Source organism: Pseudomonas sp. KU26590 (genome assembly GCF_026153515.1).
In the GTDB taxonomy this organism is placed as follows: Bacteria; Pseudomonadota; Gammaproteobacteria; order Pseudomonadales; family Pseudomonadaceae; genus Aquipseudomonas.
Genome location: NZ_CP110644.1, coordinates 2030386 through 2053626 on the forward strand (window position 1 = coordinate 2030386; position 23241 = coordinate 2053626).

Annotated in this window: 19 protein-coding genes; 8 read left to right on the top strand and 11 right to left on the bottom strand. The window is 62.7% G+C overall.

Annotated features, from left to right (window positions below; all coding sequences use genetic code 11):
- Positions 1-24: 24 nt before the first annotated feature.
- From dsbG to dsbD, 3 genes are read right to left on the bottom strand one after another with little or no spacing between them, the layout of a single operon-like run.
- The gene (gene dsbG / locus OKW98_RS09145; protein WP_265388871.1) at positions 25-792 is read right to left on the bottom strand and encodes a thiol:disulfide interchange protein DsbG; all 768 of its coding nucleotides are present in this window, start codon (positions 790-792) and stop codon (positions 25-27) included.
- A gap of 11 nt (positions 793-803) precedes the next feature.
- Positions 804-1664 carry a TlpA family protein disulfide reductase gene (locus tag OKW98_RS09150; protein WP_265388872.1) on the bottom strand — a complete coding sequence of 287 codons (861 nt, stop codon included), beginning with the start codon at positions 1662-1664 and terminating at the stop codon, positions 804-806.
- Positions 1664-3439 (bottom strand): protein-disulfide reductase DsbD, encoded by a 1776-nt coding sequence (gene dsbD / locus OKW98_RS09155; RefSeq protein WP_265388873.1) that lies wholly within the window; start codon positions 3437-3439, stop codon positions 1664-1666. Before dsbD ends, OKW98_RS09150 begins: the two co-directional genes overlap by 1 nt.
- A gap of 153 nt (positions 3440-3592) precedes the next feature.
- Here dsbD and OKW98_RS09160 point away from each other — a divergent pair, with 153 nt between their 5' ends.
- Positions 3593-4276, top strand: a complete 684-nt coding sequence (locus OKW98_RS09160) for a response regulator (RefSeq protein ID WP_265388874.1) — start codon at positions 3593-3595, stop codon at positions 4274-4276.
- Positions 4273-5607, top strand: a complete 1335-nt coding sequence (locus OKW98_RS09165; protein WP_265388875.1) for an ATP-binding protein — start codon at positions 4273-4275, stop codon at positions 5605-5607. Before OKW98_RS09160 ends, OKW98_RS09165 begins: the two co-directional genes overlap by 4 nt.
- A 71-nt stretch (positions 5608-5678) precedes the next feature.
- Here OKW98_RS09165 and OKW98_RS09170 read toward each other — a convergent pair whose 3' ends face one another.
- Positions 5679-6128: an SgcJ/EcaC family oxidoreductase gene (locus OKW98_RS09170; RefSeq protein ID WP_265388876.1), complete on the bottom strand. Its 450-nt coding sequence runs from the start codon at positions 6126-6128 to the stop codon at positions 5679-5681.
- 355 nt (positions 6129-6483) lie between these two features.
- Between OKW98_RS09170 and OKW98_RS09175 the strand changes: the two genes are divergently transcribed.
- From OKW98_RS09175 to OKW98_RS09185, 3 genes are all read left to right on the top strand, one after another.
- Entirely contained in the window at positions 6484-7761 is a 1278-nt protein-coding gene (locus OKW98_RS09175; RefSeq protein ID WP_265388877.1) for a serine/threonine transporter, read from the top strand.
- A gap of 323 nt (positions 7762-8084) precedes the next feature.
- On the top strand, positions 8085-8648 hold the full coding sequence (locus tag OKW98_RS09180; RefSeq protein WP_265388878.1) for a GNAT family N-acetyltransferase: 564 nt from the start codon (positions 8085-8087) through the stop codon (positions 8646-8648).
- A gap of 67 nt (positions 8649-8715) precedes the next feature.
- Positions 8716-9498, top strand: coding sequence for a DeoR/GlpR family DNA-binding transcription regulator (locus tag OKW98_RS09185; protein WP_265388879.1), 783 nt, complete (start codon positions 8716-8718; stop codon positions 9496-9498).
- Here the strand turns inward: OKW98_RS09185 and OKW98_RS09190 are convergent.
- The 4 genes from OKW98_RS09190 to OKW98_RS09205 all read right to left on the bottom strand — a co-directional run bounded on the left by OKW98_RS09190 (position 9476) and on the right by OKW98_RS09205 (position 16179).
- On the bottom strand, positions 9476-10987 hold the full coding sequence (locus OKW98_RS09190; RefSeq protein ID WP_265388880.1) for a diguanylate cyclase: 1512 nt from the start codon (positions 10985-10987) through the stop codon (positions 9476-9478). The two genes, OKW98_RS09185 and OKW98_RS09190, sit on opposite strands and share 23 nt — an antisense overlap.
- A 442-nt stretch (positions 10988-11429) precedes the next feature.
- Positions 11430-12755: an MFS transporter gene (locus tag OKW98_RS09195; RefSeq protein WP_265388881.1), complete on the bottom strand. Its 1326-nt coding sequence runs from the start codon at positions 12753-12755 to the stop codon at positions 11430-11432.
- Between the two features lie 612 nt (positions 12756-13367).
- The gene (locus tag OKW98_RS09200; protein WP_265388882.1) at positions 13368-14921 is read right to left on the bottom strand and encodes a UxaA family hydrolase; all 1554 of its coding nucleotides are present in this window, start codon (positions 14919-14921) and stop codon (positions 13368-13370) included.
- Positions 14922-15216: 295 nt separating this feature from the next.
- The gene (locus OKW98_RS09205) at positions 15217-16179 is read right to left on the bottom strand and encodes a LysR family transcriptional regulator (RefSeq protein ID WP_265388883.1); all 963 of its coding nucleotides are present in this window, start codon (positions 16177-16179) and stop codon (positions 15217-15219) included.
- 107 nt (positions 16180-16286) lie between these two features.
- Between OKW98_RS09205 and OKW98_RS09210 the strand changes: the two genes are divergently transcribed.
- The 3 genes from OKW98_RS09210 to OKW98_RS09220 all read left to right on the top strand — a co-directional run bounded on the left by OKW98_RS09210 (position 16287) and on the right by OKW98_RS09220 (position 18618).
- Positions 16287-17597 (top strand): L-fuconate dehydratase, encoded by a 1311-nt coding sequence (locus OKW98_RS09210; RefSeq protein WP_265388884.1) that lies wholly within the window; start codon positions 16287-16289, stop codon positions 17595-17597.
- Between the two features lie 245 nt (positions 17598-17842).
- Positions 17843-18271: a YidH family protein gene (locus OKW98_RS09215; protein WP_416148229.1), complete on the top strand. Its 429-nt coding sequence runs from the start codon at positions 17843-17845 to the stop codon at positions 18269-18271.
- On the top strand, positions 18268-18618 hold the full coding sequence (locus OKW98_RS09220; protein WP_265388885.1) for a DUF202 domain-containing protein: 351 nt from the start codon (positions 18268-18270) through the stop codon (positions 18616-18618). Before OKW98_RS09215 ends, OKW98_RS09220 begins: the two co-directional genes overlap by 4 nt.
- A 1060-nt stretch (positions 18619-19678) precedes the next feature.
- Here the strand turns inward: OKW98_RS09220 and OKW98_RS09225 are convergent.
- The 3 genes from OKW98_RS09225 to OKW98_RS09235 form a co-directional block, all read right to left on the bottom strand.
- Positions 19679-21274, bottom strand: coding sequence for a gamma-glutamyltransferase family protein (locus OKW98_RS09225; RefSeq protein WP_265388886.1), 1596 nt, complete (start codon positions 21272-21274; stop codon positions 19679-19681).
- Between the two features lie 71 nt (positions 21275-21345).
- Positions 21346-22254, bottom strand: a complete 909-nt coding sequence (locus OKW98_RS09230) for an ABC transporter permease (protein WP_265388887.1) — start codon at positions 22252-22254, stop codon at positions 21346-21348.
- The gene (locus OKW98_RS09235) at positions 22254-23198 is read right to left on the bottom strand and encodes an ABC transporter permease (protein WP_037011865.1); all 945 of its coding nucleotides are present in this window, start codon (positions 23196-23198) and stop codon (positions 22254-22256) included. The genes OKW98_RS09230 and OKW98_RS09235 overlap by 1 nt, the downstream gene beginning before the upstream one ends.
- Positions 23199-23241 lie beyond the last annotated feature (43 nt).

The following is a 23241-nucleotide window of genomic DNA, read 5'->3' on the forward strand; positions in this document are numbered from 1 at the left end:
CCGGCTACGCCAGCAGAACCCCGGCTATTTCGGGCCCATCATTTTCGCCAGCGCCTCAGGCCGGGGCGCGCCTTGTTGCTGCTGAAGGTGTCCGGCCTCGTCCTTGTAGAAGATGGAAGGTGTGGCGGACAGGCCCAGGTCTTTCATTAACTTCATGTTGGCGTCGAGTTTTGCCTGAATGTCTTTGGGGATGTTCTGCATGGCCTTGAGCGTGCTGCCTTTGCCCGCCTGTTCATGGTTCTGCAGGGCCAGTTCCGGGTTTGCGTCGGCCAGCAGGCTCGCGGCTTTGGCGGCGCTGTCCTCGCGGATCACGCCAACCATGATGTGGCGCAACTGTACTTTCCCGGATTTGACCCAGGGCCGCGCCTGTTCCCAGAACAGGTTGCAGTACGGGCAGTTGGCGTCGCTGAACAGGTAGATGACCTTCGGCGCAGTTTTGGCGCCGTCGGCGATCCAGGTGCTGTTTTCCATGCGGCTCCACATCGCCTCGGCCATCGGCCCATAGACCAGTTTCTGCAGGGGCGCGGTGCTCAGGTCCTCGCCCTTTTCATCGAACAGATTGCCGGCCAGCACATGCTTGCCGTCCGGGGTCAGGTACAGGGCCATGCCTTGATTCTGGTACTCGGCGGCGTAGCCCTTCAGCCCGCCCGGTGCGTCGAAGCTGCCTTTGATGGTTGCGCCCTTGGCTTCCAGCGCCTTGATCGGGGCGGGCAGATCTTCTGCGTGGACCAGCGCGCCTGGCAGGGAGAGCGAAACGGCGGCGGCGATGAGCGCAGGGCGGATGAAGTTCATGGGGTGGTCCCTTATTTTGAAGAAGGCTGTGAGGACGGCGGGAAAGAAGTCGGCGAAGAAGCGTTCGGCGGCTGGCTCAAACCGTCCAGATAATGGGTGAGGCTGGCGCTGGACAGTTCGCCCAGATGCCCGTCCTGCTGTCGGCCGTTCACGCCGTAAAACAGGGTGGTGGGCAGGGCGGCTGAGCCGGCAAGTCGACCCAACTCACCGCTCTGATCGAACAGCACGTTGTCCAGTTGCAACCCCTGGCTGCCGAGAAACGTCGCCACTTCACGTGGGCTTTCTCCCTGATTGACGAACAGAAACACGACGTCGGAATTGGCCATTTGCGCGGCTTGCAGAACGGGCATTTCCCGCCGGCACGGCGGGCACCACGTCGCCCACAGGTTGATCACCAGTTTGCGGCCTGCGTAATCGCGTACTTGCACGCGTTCGCCCGCGCCATTGCGCAGCGCCAGATCCGGCAGCGGGACATCCTGACGAACGCTTTCCACCGCCAGAGTACTGAGCCACCAGAACAGCAACCCGCTGGCGACGCCCCACCCCAGGGGCCTGCGCTGCAACGGCCGCCGCAACGCCATGATGGCGGCGCCGGCCCCAACGGCCACGACACCGGGCCAGGCACTGAAGCCGCCGTCGCGAATATCAACGATGCGCAGCAGATCGCCTTCATATTGCGGCCAGTAGCGCGTGACGAATGCCAGACGCGCCACCAGCAGCCCGAACATGAACAGGCCGAAGACGGCGCGTTCCGGGTTTATCCGCTGGCTGCGGCCAGTGATCCAGCCGACCAGAGTCGCCAGCGCGAGAGCAACGAGCAGCAGCAGATGATTGAGCGACAGGGCGAACGGCCCCACGGAGAAACTCAGCATCAGCCACGCTCCAGGGTGGTTTGCCAGTGCTGCAAAAAGGCTTCAAGGTCCACTTCACCGGTGATACGCCGGTCGCGCCTTTCGCTGCCGTCCGGCGCGATCCACACCAGGGTCGGCGGGCCTGGCACGTTGAAACGACCGAGCAGCGCGTGGCTGGCGTCGTTGTCGGCCGTGACATCTAGGCGCAGCAGGCGCACGCCGTTCAATGCCTGCAGGGTTTCAGCGTTGGCGAACACAGTCTTTTCCATGATCTTGCAGGACACGCACCAGTCAGCGTAGTAGTCGACCAGCACCCACTGCCCGGCGCCAGTGGCAGCGGCGAGTTCCCGGTTCAGGACCTGCGGGTCCTTGATCGTGGTGAACGCGGCGTGTGCTTCGCTTGCGTTGGATGGCTTCGCTCCGCTGAAGACATCGAGCGGCTGCCAGGGATCCTCGCCGCCCGCCGCCGCGCCGATCACCATCATCACGCCCCACAGGCCCGCGACCAGGCCGAAGGGAGCGCTAATGAGTGAGGCGCGTGGCAGCGACCGGGTCTGCACGATGGCGCTGTAGGCAAAGATGATCAGCAGTGCACCGAACAGCGCCAGCCACAGCACGCCGGCGAGCAGCGGCCGAATCATCACCAACGCGGTGCCCAGTAACAGGAAGCCGAAGAGGCCTTTGACCAGGTTCATCCAGGCCCCCGGTTTTGGTAGCAAACGCGTGCCGACCGTGACCAGCAGCAACAACGGCAGGCCCATGCCCAGCCCCATGACGAACAACACCAGCGCGCCGTGCAGCGCGTTACCGCTCTGGGCGATATACAGCAGTGCGCCGGCCAGTGGCGCGGTCATGCACGGGCCGATCATCAGTCCCGACAGCGCGCCGAGCGCCGAAGCGCCCAGCAGACTGCCGCCGTGGCGCTGACGCCCGGCCTTCTCCAGACGGTCGCGCAGGAAACCCGGCAATTGCAGCTCGAAGAAGCCAAACATCGGCAGCGCCAGCACCACAAACAGGGTCGCGAAACTGCCCAGCAGCCAGGGTTGCTGCAGGGTCGATTGCAGGTTGCTGCCCAACAGCGCGGCGACCACCCCCAGCCCGGCGTAGATCAGCGCCATGCTCAGCACGTAAACGCTGGCCAGCGCCAAGCCCCGTGCGGGTCTTGCGCCGCTGCCGACCACCACGCCGGCAAGGATCGGCAGCATCGGCAGTGAGCACGGCGTGAACGCCAGCAGCAGACCCAGCCCGAAAAACGCCAGCAGGCTCAGGCCAAGAGACCGTTGCGCCAGGCCGCTCGCCAACGCTTGATCCTCGGCTTGATTGCCGACTTGAGCGCTGGCTGGTTGCGCGTCGCCGCTGCCCACCGTAACGCGCTGGCTTTGCGGGGGATAACACAACCCGGCATCGGCGCAGCCCTGCCAGCTCACTTTTATCTGACCGTTGGCCGAGGCCGGGATTGTCAGTTCAAGGCCCCGCCGATAGACCTGCTGCTGGCCGAAATACTCATCGTTATGGTCTTCACCGGTCGGCAGTACGGGCTGCTGTCCCTGGCTGAGCCCTTCGAACCTGAGCCGTTGCTGATACAGGTAATATCCGTCCGCGATCTGCCAGTACAGGCGGGTTTCGCCGGACGCCAGGCGTTCCGAGGTGAAGATGAAAGCGTCTTTCGCCGACAGAAAATCCGCCTTCTCGCTGAGGAGTGAGGGGCCGGACCTGGCCGGGAAGGGATCACCGCCGGGCACTGCCTGCGCCAGCAACGGGATCAGCATCAGAATCATCCACCACACCTTACGCATGCGCACCTTCCAAACCTCTTCAATGGGGCGAAGCCTGCGCAGTGGCGATTAACAGTCGATTAACGCTATGGGGCGCGTCGTGTCTGCGGCGGCTCGTGCATAATCCGCCGTTAATCCCTCTGCGCTTCAATCGCCTTTTTTTCGGGGCCGACCATGCACGTACTGCTTTGTGAAGACGACGACCTGATCGCCAGCGGCATCGTCGCAGGCCTTGATGCCCAGGGCCTGACGGTGGATCGCGTGGCCACGGCCTCCTCCGCGCGGGCGATGCTGTCGGCCGCGCATTTCGACGTGATGATTCTCGACCTCGGCCTGCCCGATGAAGATGGCCTGAAGCTGTTGCGCCACTTGCGCCAGCTGGGCGTCGAGATCCCGGTGCTGATCCTCACCGCTCGCGACACCGTCACCGACCGCGTCGACGGCTTGCAGGCCGGGGCGGACGATTACCTGCTCAAGCCCTTCGACCTGCGTGAACTCAGCGCGCGCCTGCACACCCTGGTCCGACGCATGGCCGGGCGCAGCGTCAACGTGATCGAGCACGGCGTGCTCAGCTACGACCCCAGCAGCCGGGAAACCCGCCTTGCCGGTCAGCCGGTCGATCTGTCGCGTCGTGAACAGGCATTGCTGCAAGCGCTGCTGAACAACAACGGCCGCGTGCTTTCGGGCGAGCAGTTGAAGGATTGCGTGTACGGCTTCGGCGACGAAGTCGAGAGCAACGCCCTCAACGTTCACATCCACCATCTTCGGCGCAAACTGGGCGGCGGCATCATCGAAACCGTGCGCGGTCTGGGCTATCGCCTCGGCCCGGCCGGCCTTGATTCGGAGCCCTCGCCATGATGAGCCTGCGCACGCGGCTGAGTCTGATCCTGGGCTCGGCGTTCATTGTGATCTGGGTGCTCGCGGCGGCGTGGATGCTGCGCGACTTGCGCACGCAGATGATGCAGTCCCTCGATCAACGCCTTGAAGCATCGGCGCGAATGGTGGCCGGGCTGCTCGAACAGATGCAGATGCCCACCGGCAGCGAAACCCGCTCGCTGCGGGCCGACGATCCGGCGTTGCCCAACGGCATGGCGTGTCAGTTGAGTTCCCTGCGCGGGCAGGTGCTGGCGCGCACCGACAGCTCGCCGAGCGAACCGCTGAAGGCTGACGCCAGCGGCTTCCATGACCAGATGATCGACGGCGACCACTGGCGGGTGTACACGATGATGCATGACAACGTGCGGGTGAGCACCGCTGACCGGCAGATTGAACGCGACGTGCTCGGGCACTCGGTGCTGTTGGCGGCGTCGGTGCCGGTGCTGGTGGCGCTGTTCGGCAGCCTGGCGCTGGTCTGGTTCGGCATCGGCCGGGGGCTGGCGCCGCTCAACCGCATGCGCGATGCCTTGAATCGCCACAGCGCCGATTCGGTCGAGCCGCTGGATGTGCCCCATCTGCCCAGCGAGTTGCAGCCGCTGCTGAAAAGCCAGAACCAGCTGTTTCAGCGCATCGCCCAGACCCTGGAGCGCGAGCGTCGGCTGACCGGCGACGCCGCCCATGAGCTGCGCAGCCCGCTCACCGCCATCAAGACCCATCTGCAAGTCGCGCGCATGACCGACGGCCAGAAGCGCGACACGGCGCTGGCCCATGCGGAGGAGGGCGCTGACCGCATGCACCGCACCCTAGAACAGCTGCTGCTGTTGGCGCGGGTCGAGGGCAGCCTGTCGTTCGATGACGGTGTGCAGTGCGACGCCGAGCAGGTCGCGCGGCTGGCCATACATGACGCCAGTCACGGCGACGAGCAGCGCATCGAACTGATCCTGCCGTCGCAGTTGTCCAGCGCCGCCGTGCAGATGCCGGCGGCGTTGGCGGTGGCCGCGCTACGCAATCTGCTGGACAACGCCCTGCGCCACAGCCAGGCCGATGCGCGGGTGGAGCTGAGTGTCGAAACCTTCGACGGGCAGGCGCATTTCCGCGTTCGCGATCATGGCCCCGGCATTCCCGAGCCGGACCTGGACAAGCTCACCCAGCGTTTCTGGCGCAACGGCAAGAGCCCCGGCGCCGGCCTGGGGCTGGCGATTGTTCAGGCCATCGTTCAACGCTGCGCGTGTTCGCTGCGCTTTGACAGCCGTCAGGACGGTTTGCGGGTGGAGCTGAGCATGCCGTTGCGGCGCGATGTCGCAGGCGAGTGACGTGTGGGACGGGTCTGAAAGTTGAGTCGGCCCGGCGTTGGACGTCAGGCCGACTGTTGGCTGAATGTCCGTTACTCCGGCATGGCTGAAGAGTGGTGCGATGTAATCAACCACTGGTTGTCGACGAAGGCATAAGTGAAGGTGTAACGCGCGCTGACGGCTGAGTTATCGCGGAAACGGAACGTGTAAGTGCCGGTATCGATTGCGCTGTTGCAACTTGTCATAACAGTGCTGCTATCGACGGTGCCGACCGGTTTGTTTTTGAGAAACTTGTTGAAGTAATCAAGTTTGCCGGCGAGGTCTGTTCTGGGCTGGTTGGAGAGGGTCGGCAGCAGCACGGCATCGGCCGTGTAGTTCGCAGCCACCTGGCTTGAGTCGCCGCTTTGCAATGCGCTATTCCAGCGCTCGAACAGGATTTTCGCCTGTTGTTTATCAAGTGTTGCGCATTGAGGGGAAGCGTTGTTTGCGCTCGCGTAAGTGCTGGCAGCGAGCAAGGTGATGACGGCGAAAGTCTTGAACATGCGTTACCTTCCATGGGCGGTTGAATGTGGCGAGAGCCTAAGGGAGGACGACTTAGAGCTGTACTGCCGTGGATTTACAATACGTTTCGCGAACTAATTAATCCGTCTTCGTTGTAGGAATTATCCGGTTCTTTAAGTAAGAAGCCCTGCTGGTTTGCGCACGACGTTACGCCAGCCAAACGCTTTCATCATCCGGGGCCGCAGGCTTTTGGTCCGACAAGCCTTTGATTCTGCTCTCTAATCCCGGACAATCGCGCCCCTTTCCCTGTAGAGAACCGGTCAGGGGCGCCGACTGCCACGTTTTTCGACGCGCTTTTGACCATGTAGCTATCACCGGCAACGGAGAATCGACCGGATGAATGATCAGGCCAACAGCGTCGAACACACCGTCGACACCGCACCCGCGAGCGTGACGACCTGGAACCGCAACGACACCACCTGGATGCTCGGGCTGTTCGGCACCGCCATCGGCGCGGGCACGTTGTTTCTGCCGATCAACGCAGGTATCGGCGGGTTCTGGCCGCTGGTGATTCTGGCCGTGCTGGCCTTCCCGATGACCTTCTATGCGCACCGCGGGCTGACCCGTTTCGTGCTCTCGGGTCGCGATGGCGCGGACATCACCGAGGTGGTCGAGCAGCATTTCGGCAAAAAAGCCGGTGCCTTGATTACGCTGCTGTATTTCTTCGCCGTGTTTCCGATCCTGCTGATCTACAGCGTGGCGCTGACCAACACAGTGGGCAGTTTCATGGAGCACCAGCTGCATGTGCAGCCGCCTCCCCGGGCACTGCTGGCGTTCGTGCTGATCCTCGGCTTGCTGGCTGTGGTGCGTTGCGGTGAGCAGATCATCGTCAAGGCGATGAGCCTGATGGTGTATCCGTTCATCGTGGCCTTGCTTTTCCTCGCGGTGTTTCTGATTCCCCACTGGAACGGCGGCATTCTCACCACCGCGAGCAGCCTTCCGGCACCGTCGGCGCTGCTGCACACGCTGTGGCTGGCGATTCCGGTGATGGTCTTTTCGTTCAACCATTCGCCGATCATTTCGGCTTTCGCCGTGGACCAGAAGCGTCAGTATGGCGCGCAGGCCGAACCGCGCAGCGCGCAGATCCTGGCCCGTGCTCATCTGCTGATGGTGGTCATGGTGCTCTTCTTCGTCTTCAGCTGCGTGCTGACCCTGGCACCCGAACAACTGGCGGAGGCCAAGGCGCAGAACCTGTCGATCCTGTCTTATCTGGCCAACCACTTCAGCAACCCGACCATCGCGTTTGCGGCGCCGCTGATTGCGTTCGTCGCGATCACCAAGTCGTTTCTGGGCCACTACATCGGCGCCAGTGAAGGCCTTAAAGGTCTGGTGATGAAGACCGGTCGTCGTCCTTCGCCGCGCACGCTCGACCGCCTGACCGCGGGCTTCATGCTGGTGGTCTGCTGGCTGGTGGCGACGCTCAACCCAAGCATTCTGGGCATGATCGAAACCCTCGGCGGCCCGGTCATTGCCGCGCTGTTGTTCCTCATGCCCATGTACGCCGTGCGCAAAGTGCCTGCCATGCGCCGCTATGCGGGCAAACTGTCGAACGTGTTCGTCGTGGTGATCGGGTTGATCTCGATCTCGGCGCTGGTGTATTCGTTGATGCAGTAATGCCGAGACGGGGCAATGCGGGACGGTGCGCGATATGTACCGCCGCTGGGGCGGACCTCCACTCGTACCTCGCGGGCAACACGGAAGAAATACGGGCTGGCGCGGACGGTGTAGGAGCGCGCTTGCCCGCGAAGGCATTCTGACTCCAACAAATCGTTTGCCTGACACACTGCTTTCGCGGGCAAGCGCTCCCACAGTTGATTGGGGTCAGCATGGGGATTTGCGTTGATTGCGGTCAACCCGGTGATTTGGGTTGAATGCGTGACGCGTTTACTTCTGCGCAATCCCGACATTCATCACTCGCACTCAAGGAAGCGGCGAACATGGCCAACAGCGACAAACTCGATTTCACCCTGCGGACTGCCACGCCATCGGATGTGCTGAGCATTGCGGCGTTGGGCATTCAGGTATTTATGGATACCTATGCGACCGAGGGCGTGCGTGACGCCATCGCCCGCGAGGCGCTGGAGTCCTTCGCGCCCGAGACCATTTGCGCGATGATCGAGCGCCCTGACTCCATATTTTTGCTGGCGGAAGCCGATGAGCATCTGGTCGGATTTGCGCAGATATGCCTGAAAACCCTTCACCCTTTGGTCAGCGACCCGTATGCCGCCGAGCTCAAGCGGCTCTACGTGCAGGAGCGATTTGCGGGGCATGGGGTGGGATGGCAGTTGCTTCGCAGGGCTGAAAATGAAGCATCGGCTCGTGGTACATCAACATTATGGGTGACGGTGTGGGCGAGGAATGCCCGTGCCTTGCAGTTTTACCCTCGACAGGGCTACGAAAACACGGGGTTAGCGGTACATCGCCTGCAGGCTGAATCCCACCCGAACGTGTTTTTCTGCAAATCACTCAACCCTTCAGGACCTGTCCAGCCTGTGGTTTGACATCGCGGCCCGGCGCGCCCCATGATCCTGCTCGTTTGTGATCGATTCAGCCCATTACCGAGGCCTCATGTCTGCCAACCCTGAAGCATTTCCCGGCGAGCGTCAGCGTTTGATCATCGAGCGTCTGGCCATGCACGGTCGTGTGATTGCGGCGGAGCTGGCGGCCGAATTCAATGTGTCCGAGCATTCCATTCGCCGCGATCTGGGCACCCTGGCGGCCGCCGGACTGTGCAAACGGGTGTACGGCGGGGCGATTTCCCTGGCGTCGGACGGGCCGATCGCTGCGCGTGTCGAGCATGAGCCCGGACGCAAGCGTCAGTTGGGCATTGCGGCAGCGGCATTGATCAGCGCCGGGCAGCACGTGTTTATCGACGGCGGTTCGACCAATCTGGCAATCGCCAAAGCCCTTGATCCGCACATGCCGTTGACCGTGACCACCAACGCGCCGCTGATCGCCGTCGAGCTGATGAAGCTGCCCTCGGTGGAAGTGATTCTGCTCGGCGGGCGTCTGAGTCCTGTCGCGGGGAGCACCTACGGTTTCACCACGATTCAGCAACTGGCCCACTTCAATTTCGATCTGTGCTTTCTCGGCGCCTGTGCGCTGGATGCGCTGAAAGGCGTGACCGCGTTCGACATGGATGTCGCCGAGTTCAAGCGCGCCGTGGTGGCGCGCAGCGGTCAGGTGGCGGTGGCGGTGATCAACGAGAAGCTTTCCAGTATCGCCCATTATCAGGTCGCGCACTGCGAGGAAGTCGGCGCGCTAGTGGTTGAACACGACGCGCCGGCTGACCGGCTGGAGCTGTTTCGCGGCAAGGTCGCGCAGATCGTCACGGCGCGGGCAGCGCACTGATCACAGTGGATTCCTGCCAGGCCACGGTTCGATTGCGGCCCTGATGCTTGGCGGCATACAGCGCCGCATCCGCGCGTTTGACGAAGTCGTCCAGGGTCTGGCATTCCTGCGCTTTACAGCCATAAACCCCCAGGCTGATGCTGACGATGCCGATCGGATTGCCCTGATGCTCCAGGGCTCGCGTGAGCACGGCCAGCCGGATCTTCTCCGCCAGACTCACCGCGCCGTGCATTTCACTGTAGGGCAGGAAAACGGCCATTTCTTCCCCGCCGTAGCGCACCGCAAGGTCGCCGGTGCGGTTGAGGGTGCTGCGAATGCACTCGGCGACGGCGACGATGCATTTGTCGCCGGCGACGTGGCCGTAGTTGTCGTTGTAGCTCTTGAACAAATCGATGTCGATCATGATCAGGCTCAGCGGATGCAGGTTCGGCTGCCCGTTGCCAAACTCCAGACCGAGAATCTCCTGAAAATGCCGACGATTGGCCAGCCCGGTCAGACTGTCTTGCAGCGCGAGCTTTTCCAGCGAGTGGCTGGCAATACGCAGCTGTGATTCGGCGTTGAGGCCGAAGCGAATTTGCTGGAAGAGCAAGACGCCAAACAGCAGGTTGGCAACCACCACGCAGATGATGATCGCCAGCGAGCGCCACGCGTATTGCCGCCACTCGTCGAGCACTTCGCGCTGGGACAGGCCGGCGAGCACCACCATGGGGTAGCGGTCCAGTTTTTTGTAGCCGTACAGTCGCTGTTCGTGGTCGAGCATCGACACGACGTTTGCCGTGCCTTCGTAGTGTTCCCTGACGTGAAGACGGAACAATTCGCCGTCGGCGATGGAAATGCCGCGCACGTTGTCGAGGAGCGGGCGCCGAGCGAGCACTGTGCCATCGGCCATTGCCAGGGTGATGACGCCATGCTTGCCGATGTCGAAGCGCTCGAAAAACCGTTCGAAGTAATTCAGTTCGACGGTGGCCAGCACCACGCCGGCGAAGTTGCCCATCTCATCGTCCACCCGTCGCGACACCGGGATGATCCAGTCGCCGGTGGTGCGACTCTGTATGGCGGGGCCGACGTGGGGCAGGCTGCTGGCGATGGACTGGTGGAAGCGGAAATACTCGCGGTCTGCATTGTTGGCGTTGGCCGGCATGTGGTTGAGGGAGGTGGCAGCCCAGTTGCCGTCCTTGTCGTAGATGAACAGGCCCTGGATCTGCTCGACGCTGGCGGCAGTGGCGCGCAGATAATCGTGCATGCGCGAACCACTGGCGGCGCCGAAGCCGTCGAACGAAAGCCGCTCGACCACCGACGACACGGCGATGTGCGCCTGATCGAAGGCGTCATCGGCGTGCTGCGCCATTGAGCGCGAGAGGTTGGTGACGTTGGTGTTGGCGATTTCCAGCTCGTGAATGCGCGTCTGGCGCAATTGCCAGACGTTGATGCTCGTGATGGAGATGCACACCAACAAGGTAAACAGCCCCGCCAGCCACAAAACGGGCATGCGTTTGAGTCGACGGTTTCTGACGTCGAACTCCGATCCTTCTACCTGTCTCAAACCCCACCCTCGCTGACTGCCACGATTTCAGACCCGCCACTGTGACGAACAATCCACTCGTTCGAGCACGCAGCATCGCAACAGCGACACGTCTGACTCACAGCGTAGGACAAGTGCGGGATTTTGAAGGGAAAATTAAGGCTTATAAATCATAGTGGTGATTGGGTGCGCTTTGGATAGCAGGTTGTTCTGGACGTCTCCAACGTGCTGCCGCTGTAAGCGTTGTGGGAGCGACCGGGGTGGCGCTCCACCTTGCTCGCGAAGAGGCCAGTACATCCGCTAAATCTTCAGCGGCTGGAATGCCGTCTTAGTGAGCAAGCTCACTCCCACAGGATCGCGGAGGCCCGGACCCAGTGCTATCTCCCAACAATACGTTGCAGGTTATCAATCAAACCCGACGCCCTTGCACCTCATCCGCATTCGCCTGCCAGTCCTTCTGCGCCGTGGTGGTGTGTTCGGGGATCGGCGCTTTGAGCAGCACGAAGTAGGCGACCGCCGAGAGCAGCGCGACGATGGCGCTGACCGCGAAGGCGGTGGCAAAGGTGCCGGAATATTGCACGCTGAACCCGGTGACGATCGGCGCGATGGAGCCTGCGATGTAGCCACCGAAATTCTGGATAGAACCCAGCGACGCCACGCGTTTGCTGTCGACCACGGTATTGACGACCATCCACGCCGTGGCGCTGGACAGGTTGATGCCGAACAGCGCCAGGCACAGCAGGGCGACGCAACCGCTCAGGCCGGTGACGAAAGTCAGCGGCAGGGTGAACACGGCGGCGAACACCAGTCCGCCAATCACCGTGTATTTGCGGCTATTGAGCACGCCGACGCCGCGCTTGACCAGTCGATCGCAGATCCGCCCGGCGGCGATGGTGCCAATCGCGCCGAACACATAAGCAAACGACACCACCCAGGCGGTTTGATAGGGATCAAGGCCGTGTTCGCGCTGGAAGTAGCCGGGCAGCCAGGTCAGGTGCAGCCAGAGCATGTAGATCACGCCCATGAAACCGAGGAACGTGCCCCAGGTGCTGCGGTGCTTGAACAGGTCCAGCCAGCCGGCGAAGAACGAAGCCTTCGGCGCAGCATCGGCCTGAACCACCTGCACGGTGGGTGCGCGACCCTCAGCCGCCAGCTCCTTCAGGTACTGCGCACGGCTTTTGTAGAACATCAGCCAGCACAGCGACAGGACGATGCCGAGCACACCGGTGATGATGAACATGCCGCGCCAGCTGAAGTTGACCATGAACAGCGTCAGCAGCGGCGGCGCCAGGCACGGCCCGATGCAGGTCGCCGACCAGACGATGCCCGTCGGGGTGCCGCGCTCGTGCTCTTCGAACCACTCGTTGAGGGTTTTGGCGGCTGACGGAAACATCGGTGCCTCGCCGATTCCCAACAACACGCGCAGGGCGAAGAAGCCGCTGAAGCTGTTGACGAAGCCCGACGCCGTCTGCGCGATGGACCACACCATCAGCGCGCCGCCCAACGCAATCTTGGTGCCGAGCTTGTCGATGAGCATGCCCATCGGCAACTGCGCGAAGGCATAGGCCAGCGAGAACGCCGACAACAAGATGCCCATCTCCGAAGGGCTGATGAGCATGTCTTTCTGGATCGTCGTGTTGGCGATGGACAGCGCGCTGCGGTCCAGATAATTGACCACGCCGAACAGCATCAGAAAGACGATGGTGATCGTCTGGTAGGTCTTGAGGGATTTCATTGCGCACCTTTTTTATTGTTGTAAGGGCTTGAAAGCTTCCCGGCTGAAGCCGGTCCTACAAGGAAAACGCGGTCCAGCAGGCGAACGCATTTCACCAGTGGGACCGGCTTCAGCCGGGAAGAGGCCCGTGTGGGCGCCATCCATATTGCGGTGTGACGTTTGAAAAGCTTCCCGGCTGAAGCCGGTCCTACAAGGAAAACGCGGTCCAGCAGGCGAACGCATTTCACCAGTGGGACCGGCTTCAGCCGGGAAGAGGCCAGTGTGGGCGCCATTCATATTGCGGTGTGACGTTTGAAAAGCTTCCCGGCTAAAGCCGGTCCTACCAGGCGAACGCAGTCGAGCAGACGACGCATTTCTCCTGTGGGACCGGCTTCAGCCGGGAAGAGGCCCGTGTGGGCGCCATTCATATTGCGGTGTGACGTTTGAAAAGCTTCCCGGCTAAAGCCGGTCCTACCAGGCGAACGCAGTCGAGCAGACGACGCATTTCTCCTGTGGGACCGGCTTCAGCCGGGAAGAGGCCCGTGTGGGCGCCATCCATATTGCGGTGTGACGTTTGAAAAGCTTCCCGGCTAAAGCCGGTGCTACAAAAAGCATGCGTCGCTCGGCAAAATTTTAAGTCACCGCACCGATGTGCCAGGGGACGAACTCGTTTTGCCCATAACCGTGCTGCTCGCTTTTGCTGCGGGCGCCGGAGGCGATGTCCAGCATCATCTGGAATATGTAAGCGCCGCGTTCTTCAATCGTCGTGGTGCCGTCGGCGATGCCGCCGCAATTCACGTCCATGTCCTCCTGCTGAAATTCGAACACGCGGTTATTGGTTGCCAGTTTGATCGACGGCGTCGGCGCGCAACCGTAGGCCGAACCCCGTCCGGTGGTGAATGCGATCAGGTTGGCGCCGCCGGCCACTTGCCCCGTCGCGGAGACCGGGTCGTAACCGGGGGTGTCCATGAACACCAGGCCCTGGGCGCGGACGGCTTCGGCGTATTCATACACGCCCATCAGGTTGGTCGAGCCGGCCTTGGCCACCGCGCCCAGCGACTTCTCCAGAATGGTCGTCAGCCCGCCTGCCTTGTTACCAGCGGACGGGTTGTTGTTCAGCTCGGCGTTCATGCGCTGGCAGTAGTCTTCCCACCAGTGAATGCGCTGTACCAGTTTTTCGCCGATCGCCTGAGTCGCCGCCCGCCGCGTCAGCAAATGCTCGGCCCCGTAAATCTCTGGGGTCTCGGACAGAATTGCCGTGCCGCCCGCCGCCACCAGCCGGTCCACCGCATTGCCCAGCGCCGGGTTGGCGGTGATGCCGGAATAGCCGTCGGAGCCGCCACATTGCAGACCGACGATCAGGTGCCGGGCGCTGACGGTTTCGCGGGTGATCTTGTTGGCCTGGGGCAGAAGCGATTGCACTTGAGCGATGCCGCTGGCGATGGTCTTCGAGGTGCCACCGGTGCCTTGAATGGTAAAGGCCCGCAACTGGTCACTGGCTTTCAAGTCCTGGCTGTCGAGCATGTCTTGAATCTGATTGGTCTCGCAGCCGAGACCCACCACCAGCACCGCCGCAAAGTTCGGGTGCACCGCGTAACCCGCCAGGGTGCGGCGCAGCAGGTCGATGGCCTCGCCCTTGGAGTCGATGGCGCAGCCGGAGCCGTGGGTCAGCGCGACCACGCCGTCGATGTTGGGGTAGTCCGCGAGGGCTTCCGGAAAAATATCGCGACGGAAACGGTCGGCGATGGCCCGCGCGACGGTGGCCGAGCAGTTCACCGAAGTGAGAATGCCGATGTAATTGCGTGTCGCAACGCGGCCGTCGGCGCGCACGATGCCCTGAAAGAACGCCTCGGTTTTCGGCGTTTCGTGGGCGTCGACGCCAAAAGCGTAGTCACGGGAGAAGTCACCCATCTCGACGTTGTGCACATGCACGTGCTGGCCGGCGTCGATGGGCTGTGAAGCGAAGCCGATGATCTGGCCGTAACGCCTTAGCGGCTGACCCTGCTCGACCCGCACTGCCGCGACCTTGTGCCCGGAAGGGATCGGCTGCGAAACCGTGACGTTTTCGTCGTCCAGGTACATGCCTTCGCTTAGCGCCTGGCGCGCTATCAGCACGTTATCAAGGGGGTTCAGACGGATGAACAGCGCACTGCTGTCGAACGCGGCGGTTTTGGCGATGAGTTCCATGCGGCCTCTCATGACGGTTGCGGCCTGGGTCAGCGGTGCAAGACGACGGCTTCCATCAGGAAGCGGCACCCTGGCTGGCCGGTTATTGTTATTCACGACGTAACAGGCGGCCGCTTCATAAGCGCGGACGTTGTGAGCCGATTTTCAGCCACTCTATGAAGCCGGTGGGAAATTTCCCAATGAAAGGTTTCGATTGAGCGATAACGCAGGGTTATCGATTTATCAGGCCGCCTGAGACTTTGGAAACGTTAGCCCGGAAACGTCAGCCCGGAAACGTGAGCTTAGGGACGCGGGCTTAGAAGCGAACGCGTAGAAACGCGAGCAGTGCCTTCACCGCCGCCGACATCGGCCTGGCCTTCGACGTCATCAGCCCAAGATTGGCCATGCTCAGCGGCAGCTCGACCGGCAGGATGGCGATCATGCCGTAGCGCGCGTAGTGCTGGGCGACGTCATTGGGCACCACGGCGATCATGTCCGAGGATTCGAGCATTGAAGTGGTCGCCAGAATCGAATGGGTTTCGATGATGTCCAGCGGCTCAATCAATTGAGCGGCCAGCAAGGCGTTTTCAACCTGGCGCCGCATGGGGCTGCCGATGGGGTGGAGGATCCAGGTCAGCGGCGCCAGCTCCGCCAGGGTCAGGCCCGTCTGGGTGGGGCCAGCGTGATCCACCAGCGGGTGCTGCGGCCGGGCGATGATGCGCATGCGTTCGCCCTGTTCGAACAGCTGGATATCAAGGCTCTGGCCGTCGAGCTGATCAGGCAGCCTGCCCAGTACCACATCGAAATCCCCGCGAATCAGCGCCGGCAGCAGCTCATCACTGGTGCCGACTTCCAGGGCGATGCGTACTTTCGGGTGCGCGGCCTTGAACGCCAGCACGCCGCGGGTCAGCAGCGTCGGCACCGGGCCCATCACCGTGCCGATGCGCACCATCCCCGTCGCCCCGCGTGCCAGCTCAGCCAGCTGCGCTTCGGCGTATTCGAATTCATGCAGCGCGCCCTGGGCGTAGCGAATCATCACCTCGCCGGCCAGTGTGGGCCGCATGCCGCGCGGCAGGCGCTCGAACAACTGCACGCCGAGACGTTCTTCCAGCTGTTGCAGCAACAGGCTGGCAGCGGGCTGGGTGGTGTGAATGGCGGCGGCGGCCTTGCGCAGATTGCCCAGTTCGGCCAAGGCGTTTAGCAACGCGATCTGCCGGCTGGAGATTTTCAGCGTCGGGAAGGTGCCAGGCAGATCGGCGGCAGGGGCTGTGTCTGACATATCGGATTTGGTATCAATGATTAAGATCTGGCGATTATGCCTGTATCGCGGATCGGCCTACAGTCACTCCTACAGGTATGCGTTGCCACCCATAACAAGAGCCCACCATGCAGATCACGTCCATTTCCGTCCGCGACATCCGCTTCCCCACGTCCCTGTCCCTCGACGGCTCCGACGCAATGAACAGCGCCCCGGATTATTCCGCCGCCTATGTCGTGCTGCACACCGATTCGTCCGACGGGCTGGAAGGCCACGGCCTGACGTTCACCATCGGCCGGGGTAACGAAATCTGCGCCGCTGCGATCCACTCCTTAGCGCCCTGCGTGGTGGGGCTGAGCCTGGAATCGATCACTGCGGACATGGGCGCGTTCTGGCACACCCTCACGGCCGGCGACAGCCAGTTGCGCTGGCTGGGGCCGGAAAAAGGCGTGATCCATCTGGCCACCGCCGCGCTGGTCAATGCCGTGTGGGACCTGTGGGCCAAGGTCGAGGGCAAGCCGGTCTGGAAGTTGCTGGCCGACATGACCCCCGAGCAGTTGGTGAAATGCCTGGACTTCAGCTACGTCACCGACGCCATCACCCCCGAAGAAGCCATCGCGCTGCTCCGTCGGCAAGTGCCGGGCAAAGCAAAGCGTGAGGCGCAGCTGCTGGAGGAGGGCTATCCGGGCTACACCACCGCGCCGGGCTGGCTGGGCTACTCGGAGGAAAAGATGCGGCGGTTGGCCCGCGAAGCCGTGGCCGAAGGCTGGACCCACATCAAGCAGAAGATCGGCTCGGACATCGAAGAAGACATGCGCCGCGCCGCGATCCTGCGCGACGAAATGGGCTGGGAACGCACCCTGATGATGGACGCCAATCAGGTCTGGAGCGTCGAGCAGTCGATCAGCAACATGCGCCGGCTGGCGGCGTTCGAGCCGTGGTGGATCGAAGAGCCGACCCACCCCGATGACATCCTCGGCCACGCGACGATTCGTCAGCGCATCGCGCCGATTGGCGTGGCGACCGGCGAGCATTGCCACAACCGGGTGATGTTCAAACAGATGTTCCAGGCCGGCGCGCTGGATTTCTGCCAGCTCGACGCGGCCCGGCTGGGCGGGCTGAACGAAGTGCTGATCGTGCTGCTGATGGCGGCGAAATTCGACATCCCGGTGTGCCCGCACGGTGGCGGCGTGGGATTGTGCGAATATGTGCAGAACATTTCGATGTTCGATTACATCGCCGTGTCCGGCTCCCTGGACAAACGCGTGCTGGAATACGTCGATCACTTGCACGAACACTTCCTTGATCCGGTGGTGATCCGCCGCGGCCGCTACCTGCCGCCGCAACGCCCGGGGTACAGCATCGAAATGCACGCCGAGACGCTGGAGCGGTATCAATATCCCGATGGCGCGGTGTGGTTGGAGCTGGCGAACCGATAATCCGACTGTGGGAGCGTGGCTTGTCCCGCGATCGGCGGGGAACCCGTCGTGACCCGGTGAACGCGTTTTTCCAGACACAGCGCGTTGGCAAGGTTTACGGGGACTGCGTCCCCGATCGCGGGACAAGCCACGCTCCTACCGGTTACGCACGCTGCGGCAACAGACAACCCCATGTCGCTGTGGACACGGGCCTTTCCCGGGCGTGACCGGTATGATCCGTCGCATCTACCCGACCACGGTGCGACATGAATTCCCCTGAGCCCCGCAACGTCATGCCTCCCGCCAATACCTCCGTTACGCCGCCTGAGCGTGATCGCCTGTCGGCTTCGCTGCTCGGCGGCGGCTGCGAACCCGACCCGCGCTTTACCCTCGCCAACGAACGCACGTTTCTCGCCTGGATCCGCACGGCGCTGGCGTTTCTGGCCGGTGGCATTGCGGTCGAAGCCTTCACCAGCGACGTGTTCAGCCCCGGTCTGCGTCGGGCCGTGGCTTTGTCGTTGCTGGTACTGGCCTTGCTGGTGAGCGCCAGTGCCTGCGTGCGCTGGCTGAAAGTCGAGCGGGCGATGCGTCAACGCAAGCCGCTGCCGTTGCCGGTGCTGGTGCCGATTCTGTCATTGGGGGGCGCGTTGGTGGCGGCGGGGCTGATCGTCTTTCTGATCTCCGGCGCGTCGTGAACCGGCGCAGTCATGCTGTGTCGTCGACGCCGGTGCGCCATGATGACCCCGGCCTGCAACCCGAACGCACGCTGCTGGCCTGGCGCCGGACGCTGCTGACGTTGATCGGGGTATGCACTCTGTTTTTGCGCTGGATTCCGCCGTTCGGTTTGATGGCGCTGCTGCCCGTCATCCTTTCGCTGATCGCGGGCATCTTGATCCAGATCGGCCTCAACGCCCGTTACCGCAAAAGCGCCCGGGGTATGACCCAGGAGCGTATTCCGGCGCCATTGCGTGAAGTAGTGGTGCTGGGTTGCACGGTGATGGTGTTGAGTGTGGTGGGGATTGTTGCGGTGGTGTCTGGCTAACCTGGCAGGCAAGGCATACACCCGATTCGTAGGAGCCGGCTTGCTGGCGAACAGATTGTGTCAGCCGACATCTGCAGTGGCTGGCCTACCGCGTTCGCCAGCAAGCCGGCTCCTACCGATTTGCGTGGTTGATCAATAGGCGTCGTGTCAGGCGTGGAGGCCGGCGCGCCGGAAAACGTCTTCGCGGGCAAGCGCGCTCCTACGCCCTGCGGGCAGAGGCAGATCGCGATCCCTGCCATTTCATCTTGGGACTTGAGACCTGTGGGATGGTCATCAAACGCGGATTACCTGAGGGAACGCAGATTGATGGACGGCGCAAATCAACTGTAGGAGCGCGCTTGCCCGCGAAGGCGGTGTGTCAGTCGACAGTGATGTAACAGACCCGCCGCTTTCGCGACCGTCGTAACCTCCGATTGCTCCTACTGGGGATTTGCGTTCGACGCGGATTTGGAGGCGGGTACATAAAACCGTTCGCTGCGGATCTGGAGGCGGGTACAAAAATTGTAGGAGTGAGCTTGCTCGCGAAGCGGTGTTTCAGTCACTTTTCTGTCGACTGACAGGACGCGTTCGCCAGCAAGCTGGCTCCGGATTTGCGTGGTTGATCAATAGGCGTTGTGTCAGACATGGAGGCCGGCGCGCCGGAAAATGCCTTCGCGGGCAAGCGGGCTCCTACGCCCTGCGGGCAGAGGCAGACCGTGATCCATCCATTTCATATCGGGACTTGAGACCTGTGGGATGGTCATCGAACGCGGATTATCTGAGGGATCGCAGATTGGTGGACAGCGCAAATCAACTGTAGGAGCGCGCTTGCCCGCGAAGGCGGTGTGTCAGTCGACAGTGATGTAACAGACCCGCCGCCTTCGCGACCGTCGTAACCTCCGATTGCTCCTACTGGGGATTTGCGTTCGACGCGGATCTGGAGGCGGGTACAAATATTGTAGGGGTGAGCTTGCTCGCGAACCGGTTGTGTCAGCCGACCTATGCGTGGCTGACACACTGCGATCGCGGGCAAGGTGGGGCGCCACTCCGATCACTCCTACAGTTTCAAGTGTCGGCTCACTCAATACGCCGCCACCAACCCATCTTTCCTCGGATCGGTCCCGCCCACGTACCCATGGGCCGTGCGCTGGATGATTTGCGCGCCGCCGAAGGCGAATACGCCGCTAGGGTCTTCAACTTCCACGTCGTGGCCTTTGGCGCGCAGCGCTTCGATCACCTGCGGATCAAACGAGCGCTCTACCGCAACCTTCAGGCCTGACTCGATGCGCCAGCGCGGCGCGTCGGCAGCGGCCTGAGGGTTCTGCTTGAAGCGCAGGATGCGCAGCATCATCTGCAAATGCCCCTGGGCCTGCATCGGCCCGCCCATCAGGCCGAACGACATCAACGGCGTGCCGTCGGCGTTCATCACAAAGCCCGGAATGATGGTGTGAAACGGCCGCTTGCCCGGCGCAACGGTATTGACGTGATCAGGGTCCAGGGTAAAACCCGCGCCGCGATTCTGCAGGCTGATGCCCGTGCCCGGTACCACCACGCCGGAACCAAACCCCATGTAATTCGACTGGATGAACGAGACCATCATGCCGCTCTCGTCCGCCGCCGACAGGTACACCGTGCCGCCAGCCTTGGGCGCGCCATGCAGCGGGTCTTCTGCCTGTTCGCCGACCAACGCCGCGCGATCGCGCAGGTACGCCGGGTCCAGCATGTGTTCAGCGGCGACGCGCATGTGGTCGTTGTCGGTGACGTGCTGGTTGAGGTCGGCCAGCGCCAGCTTCATCGCTTCCAGCACCGGGTGCACGGTGTCGACGCTGTCCACCGGCTGCTCGCCCACGCCCAGCGCTTCCAGTATTCCAAGGCCTGCCAGCGTGGCGATGCCCTGACCATTCGGCGGCAGCTCGTGGACCACGGCGCCGGCGTACGGCACCGACAAGGTATCGATCCAGTCCACCCGATGGTTCGCCAGATCCTCAAGGCTCATGACGCTGCCATTGGCGTTGGCGTGAGTGATCATCGCCTGAGCCAGTTCGCCGAGATAGAACGCCTCGCCCTTGGTGTCAGCAATCAGCTCAAGCGTCTTCGCGTGATCCTTCAGCGTGACTTTCTCCCCGGCCTTCGGCGCTTTGCCGCCCTGCAGGAAGCACTCAGCAAAGCCTGGCTGATCCTTCAACAGCCCGGCGCCGCGACGCCACAGTTCGGCAATGATCGGCGTGACCTGATAACCGTCGCGCGCATAGCCTATGGCGGCTGCGGCGAGGGTGGCGAAGGGCAGCTTGCCATAGCGCTCGGACAACGCGACCCAGGCCGACACCGCGCCCGGCACTGTCACCGAGGCCCAGCCGCGCTGGGGCATTTCCTGCTGACCGGCGAAGTGCTCCGGCGTCCAGGCTTTCGGCGAGCGGCCCGAGGCGTTCAGGCCTTGCAACGTCTTACCGTCCCATACGATGGCGAAGGCGTCGCTGCCAATGCCGCAGCCGGTGGGTTCGACCACGGTCAGCACCATGGCGGCGGCGATGGCGGCATCAACGGCGTTGCCGCCCTGACGCAGCATGTCCAGCCCGGCCTGTGCGGCCAGCGGTTGCGAGCAGGCGACCATGTTGTTGCCCATCACCGGCGAGCGGGCGGAGGCGTAGGGTTGGCTGTAATCCAGATCATCGAACATGCAGTCGTTCTCTTCTTGGCAGTTGATCGGTTATAGAGGCGCAGCTTTCGAGCCTACGGGCATAAAAGCCGTCAGCTTTTCGGATCGAGGGCATCACGCAGCCCGTCGCCCAGCAGGTTGAAACACAGCACCGTGATGTAGATCGCCACGCCCGGGGCGATGGACATCCACGGCGCCTGTTCCATGAAGTTCTTCGCGGTGTTGAGCATCGAGCCCCAGGACGGCGAGGGCGGTTGCTGGCCCAGGCCGAGGAACGACAGGCTCGCTTCCGCCAGAATCGCCGAAGCGATGGTCAGCGTCGCTTGCACCACCAGCGGCGAGAGCACGTTCGGCAGCACGTAGCGCAGGATGATCCAGCGATCCGGCAGCCCAATGGCGCGGGCGCCCTCCAGGTAATCTTCATGACGGATCGCCAGCACCTGACCGCGGGTCAGGCGCGAGAAAATCGGCATCGCCGACAGCCCGATGGCAATCATCGCGTTGCTCAGGCTCGGGCCGAGAAACGCGCCCAGGGCAATCGCCAGCACCAGAAACGGACACGACAGCAGCGCTTCCATGATGCGCGAAATCACCGCGTCGAGCTTGCCGCCGAAGTAACCGGCCAACAGGCCCAATGGCACGCCGATGACCATGGCAATAGCCACCGAAACCCCGCCGGCCAGCAACGAACTGCGCGCGCCCCAGAGCAGGCGGGAAAACAGGTCACGGCCCAGCTCGTCGGTGCCCAGCCAGTAGATCAGCGAAGGCGCTTTGCGCACGGCGAGGAAGTTGGCTTTCAGCGGATCATGGGGCGCAATCCACGGCGCCAGCAGCGCCGCAAGAATGAAGATGATCAGCACCACCGCGCCGACCACCGCGCCCTTGTTGGCGAGGAATTTCTTCACGAACGGCGAGCGGGTGCGCGGCCGCAGTGGTTCTCTCAACGGCGCCTGGGTCGGCGCGTTGAGCGGCGCTGAAGGATGGGTCGCAATCGAAGTCATCAGGCAGTCCTCAGACGCGGATTGATCAGGCGATAGAGCACGTCGGCCAGCAGATTCAGGAGCAAAAAGCCAATCGCAACGCACAGCACCACGCCTTGCACCACGGCGTAATCGCGGTTGAACACGGCGTCGACAATCATCTTGCCGAAGCCGGGAATGCTGAACACCTGCTCGGTCAGCACCGCGCCGCCGAGCAATTCGCCGAACAGCAGCGTAGTGAGCGTGACGATGGGCATCAGCGCGTTGCGCAGGGCGTGCTTGAGAATCACCGTGCGCGGGAACAGACCTTTGGCCCGGGCCGTGCGCACGTAGTCGGCGCGCAGCACTTCGAGCATCGCGCTGCGGGTGTGGCGCATGAGCACCCCCGACAGCCCGGCGCCCAACACGAACGCCGGCAGGATCAGGGTTTTCAGGTTCTGCCCGACGTCTTCACCCAGCGGCACAAAGCCCGAGGCCGGCAGCCATTGCAACTTCACGGCGAAGATCATGATCAACAGAATCCCCAGCCAGAAGTGCGGGATCGAGATACCCGAAAGCGCGAACACGTTGGCCGCGTAATCCACCGACGTGCCCTTGCGCACCGCCGAAATCACCCCGGTGGGAATGCCGATCACCAACGCGATGATCAGCGCCAGCACCGCCAGCTCGATGGTCACCGGCAGCTTCGATGCCAGCAGCACGGTGACCGGTTGCTCGGTGCGCAGTGACGTGCCGAAGTCGCCCTGCAGGACGTTGCCGACCCAGTGCACGTATTGCAGCGGCAGCGGGTCGTTGAGCCGGTATTTCTCGCGCAGGTATTCCATCACCGCCGGGTCGCGCTCTTCACCCGCCATGGCCTGGACCGGATCACCGGGCAGCAGCTTTTGCAGGGTGAAGACGAACAGCGAAACCAGGATCAGCGTCGGAATGGCACTGAGCAGGCGTCGCAGGATGAAAGTCAGCATGACGAATCCTCGCGGCCGAAGCGGTTGTCCACGGGCGCCGCTG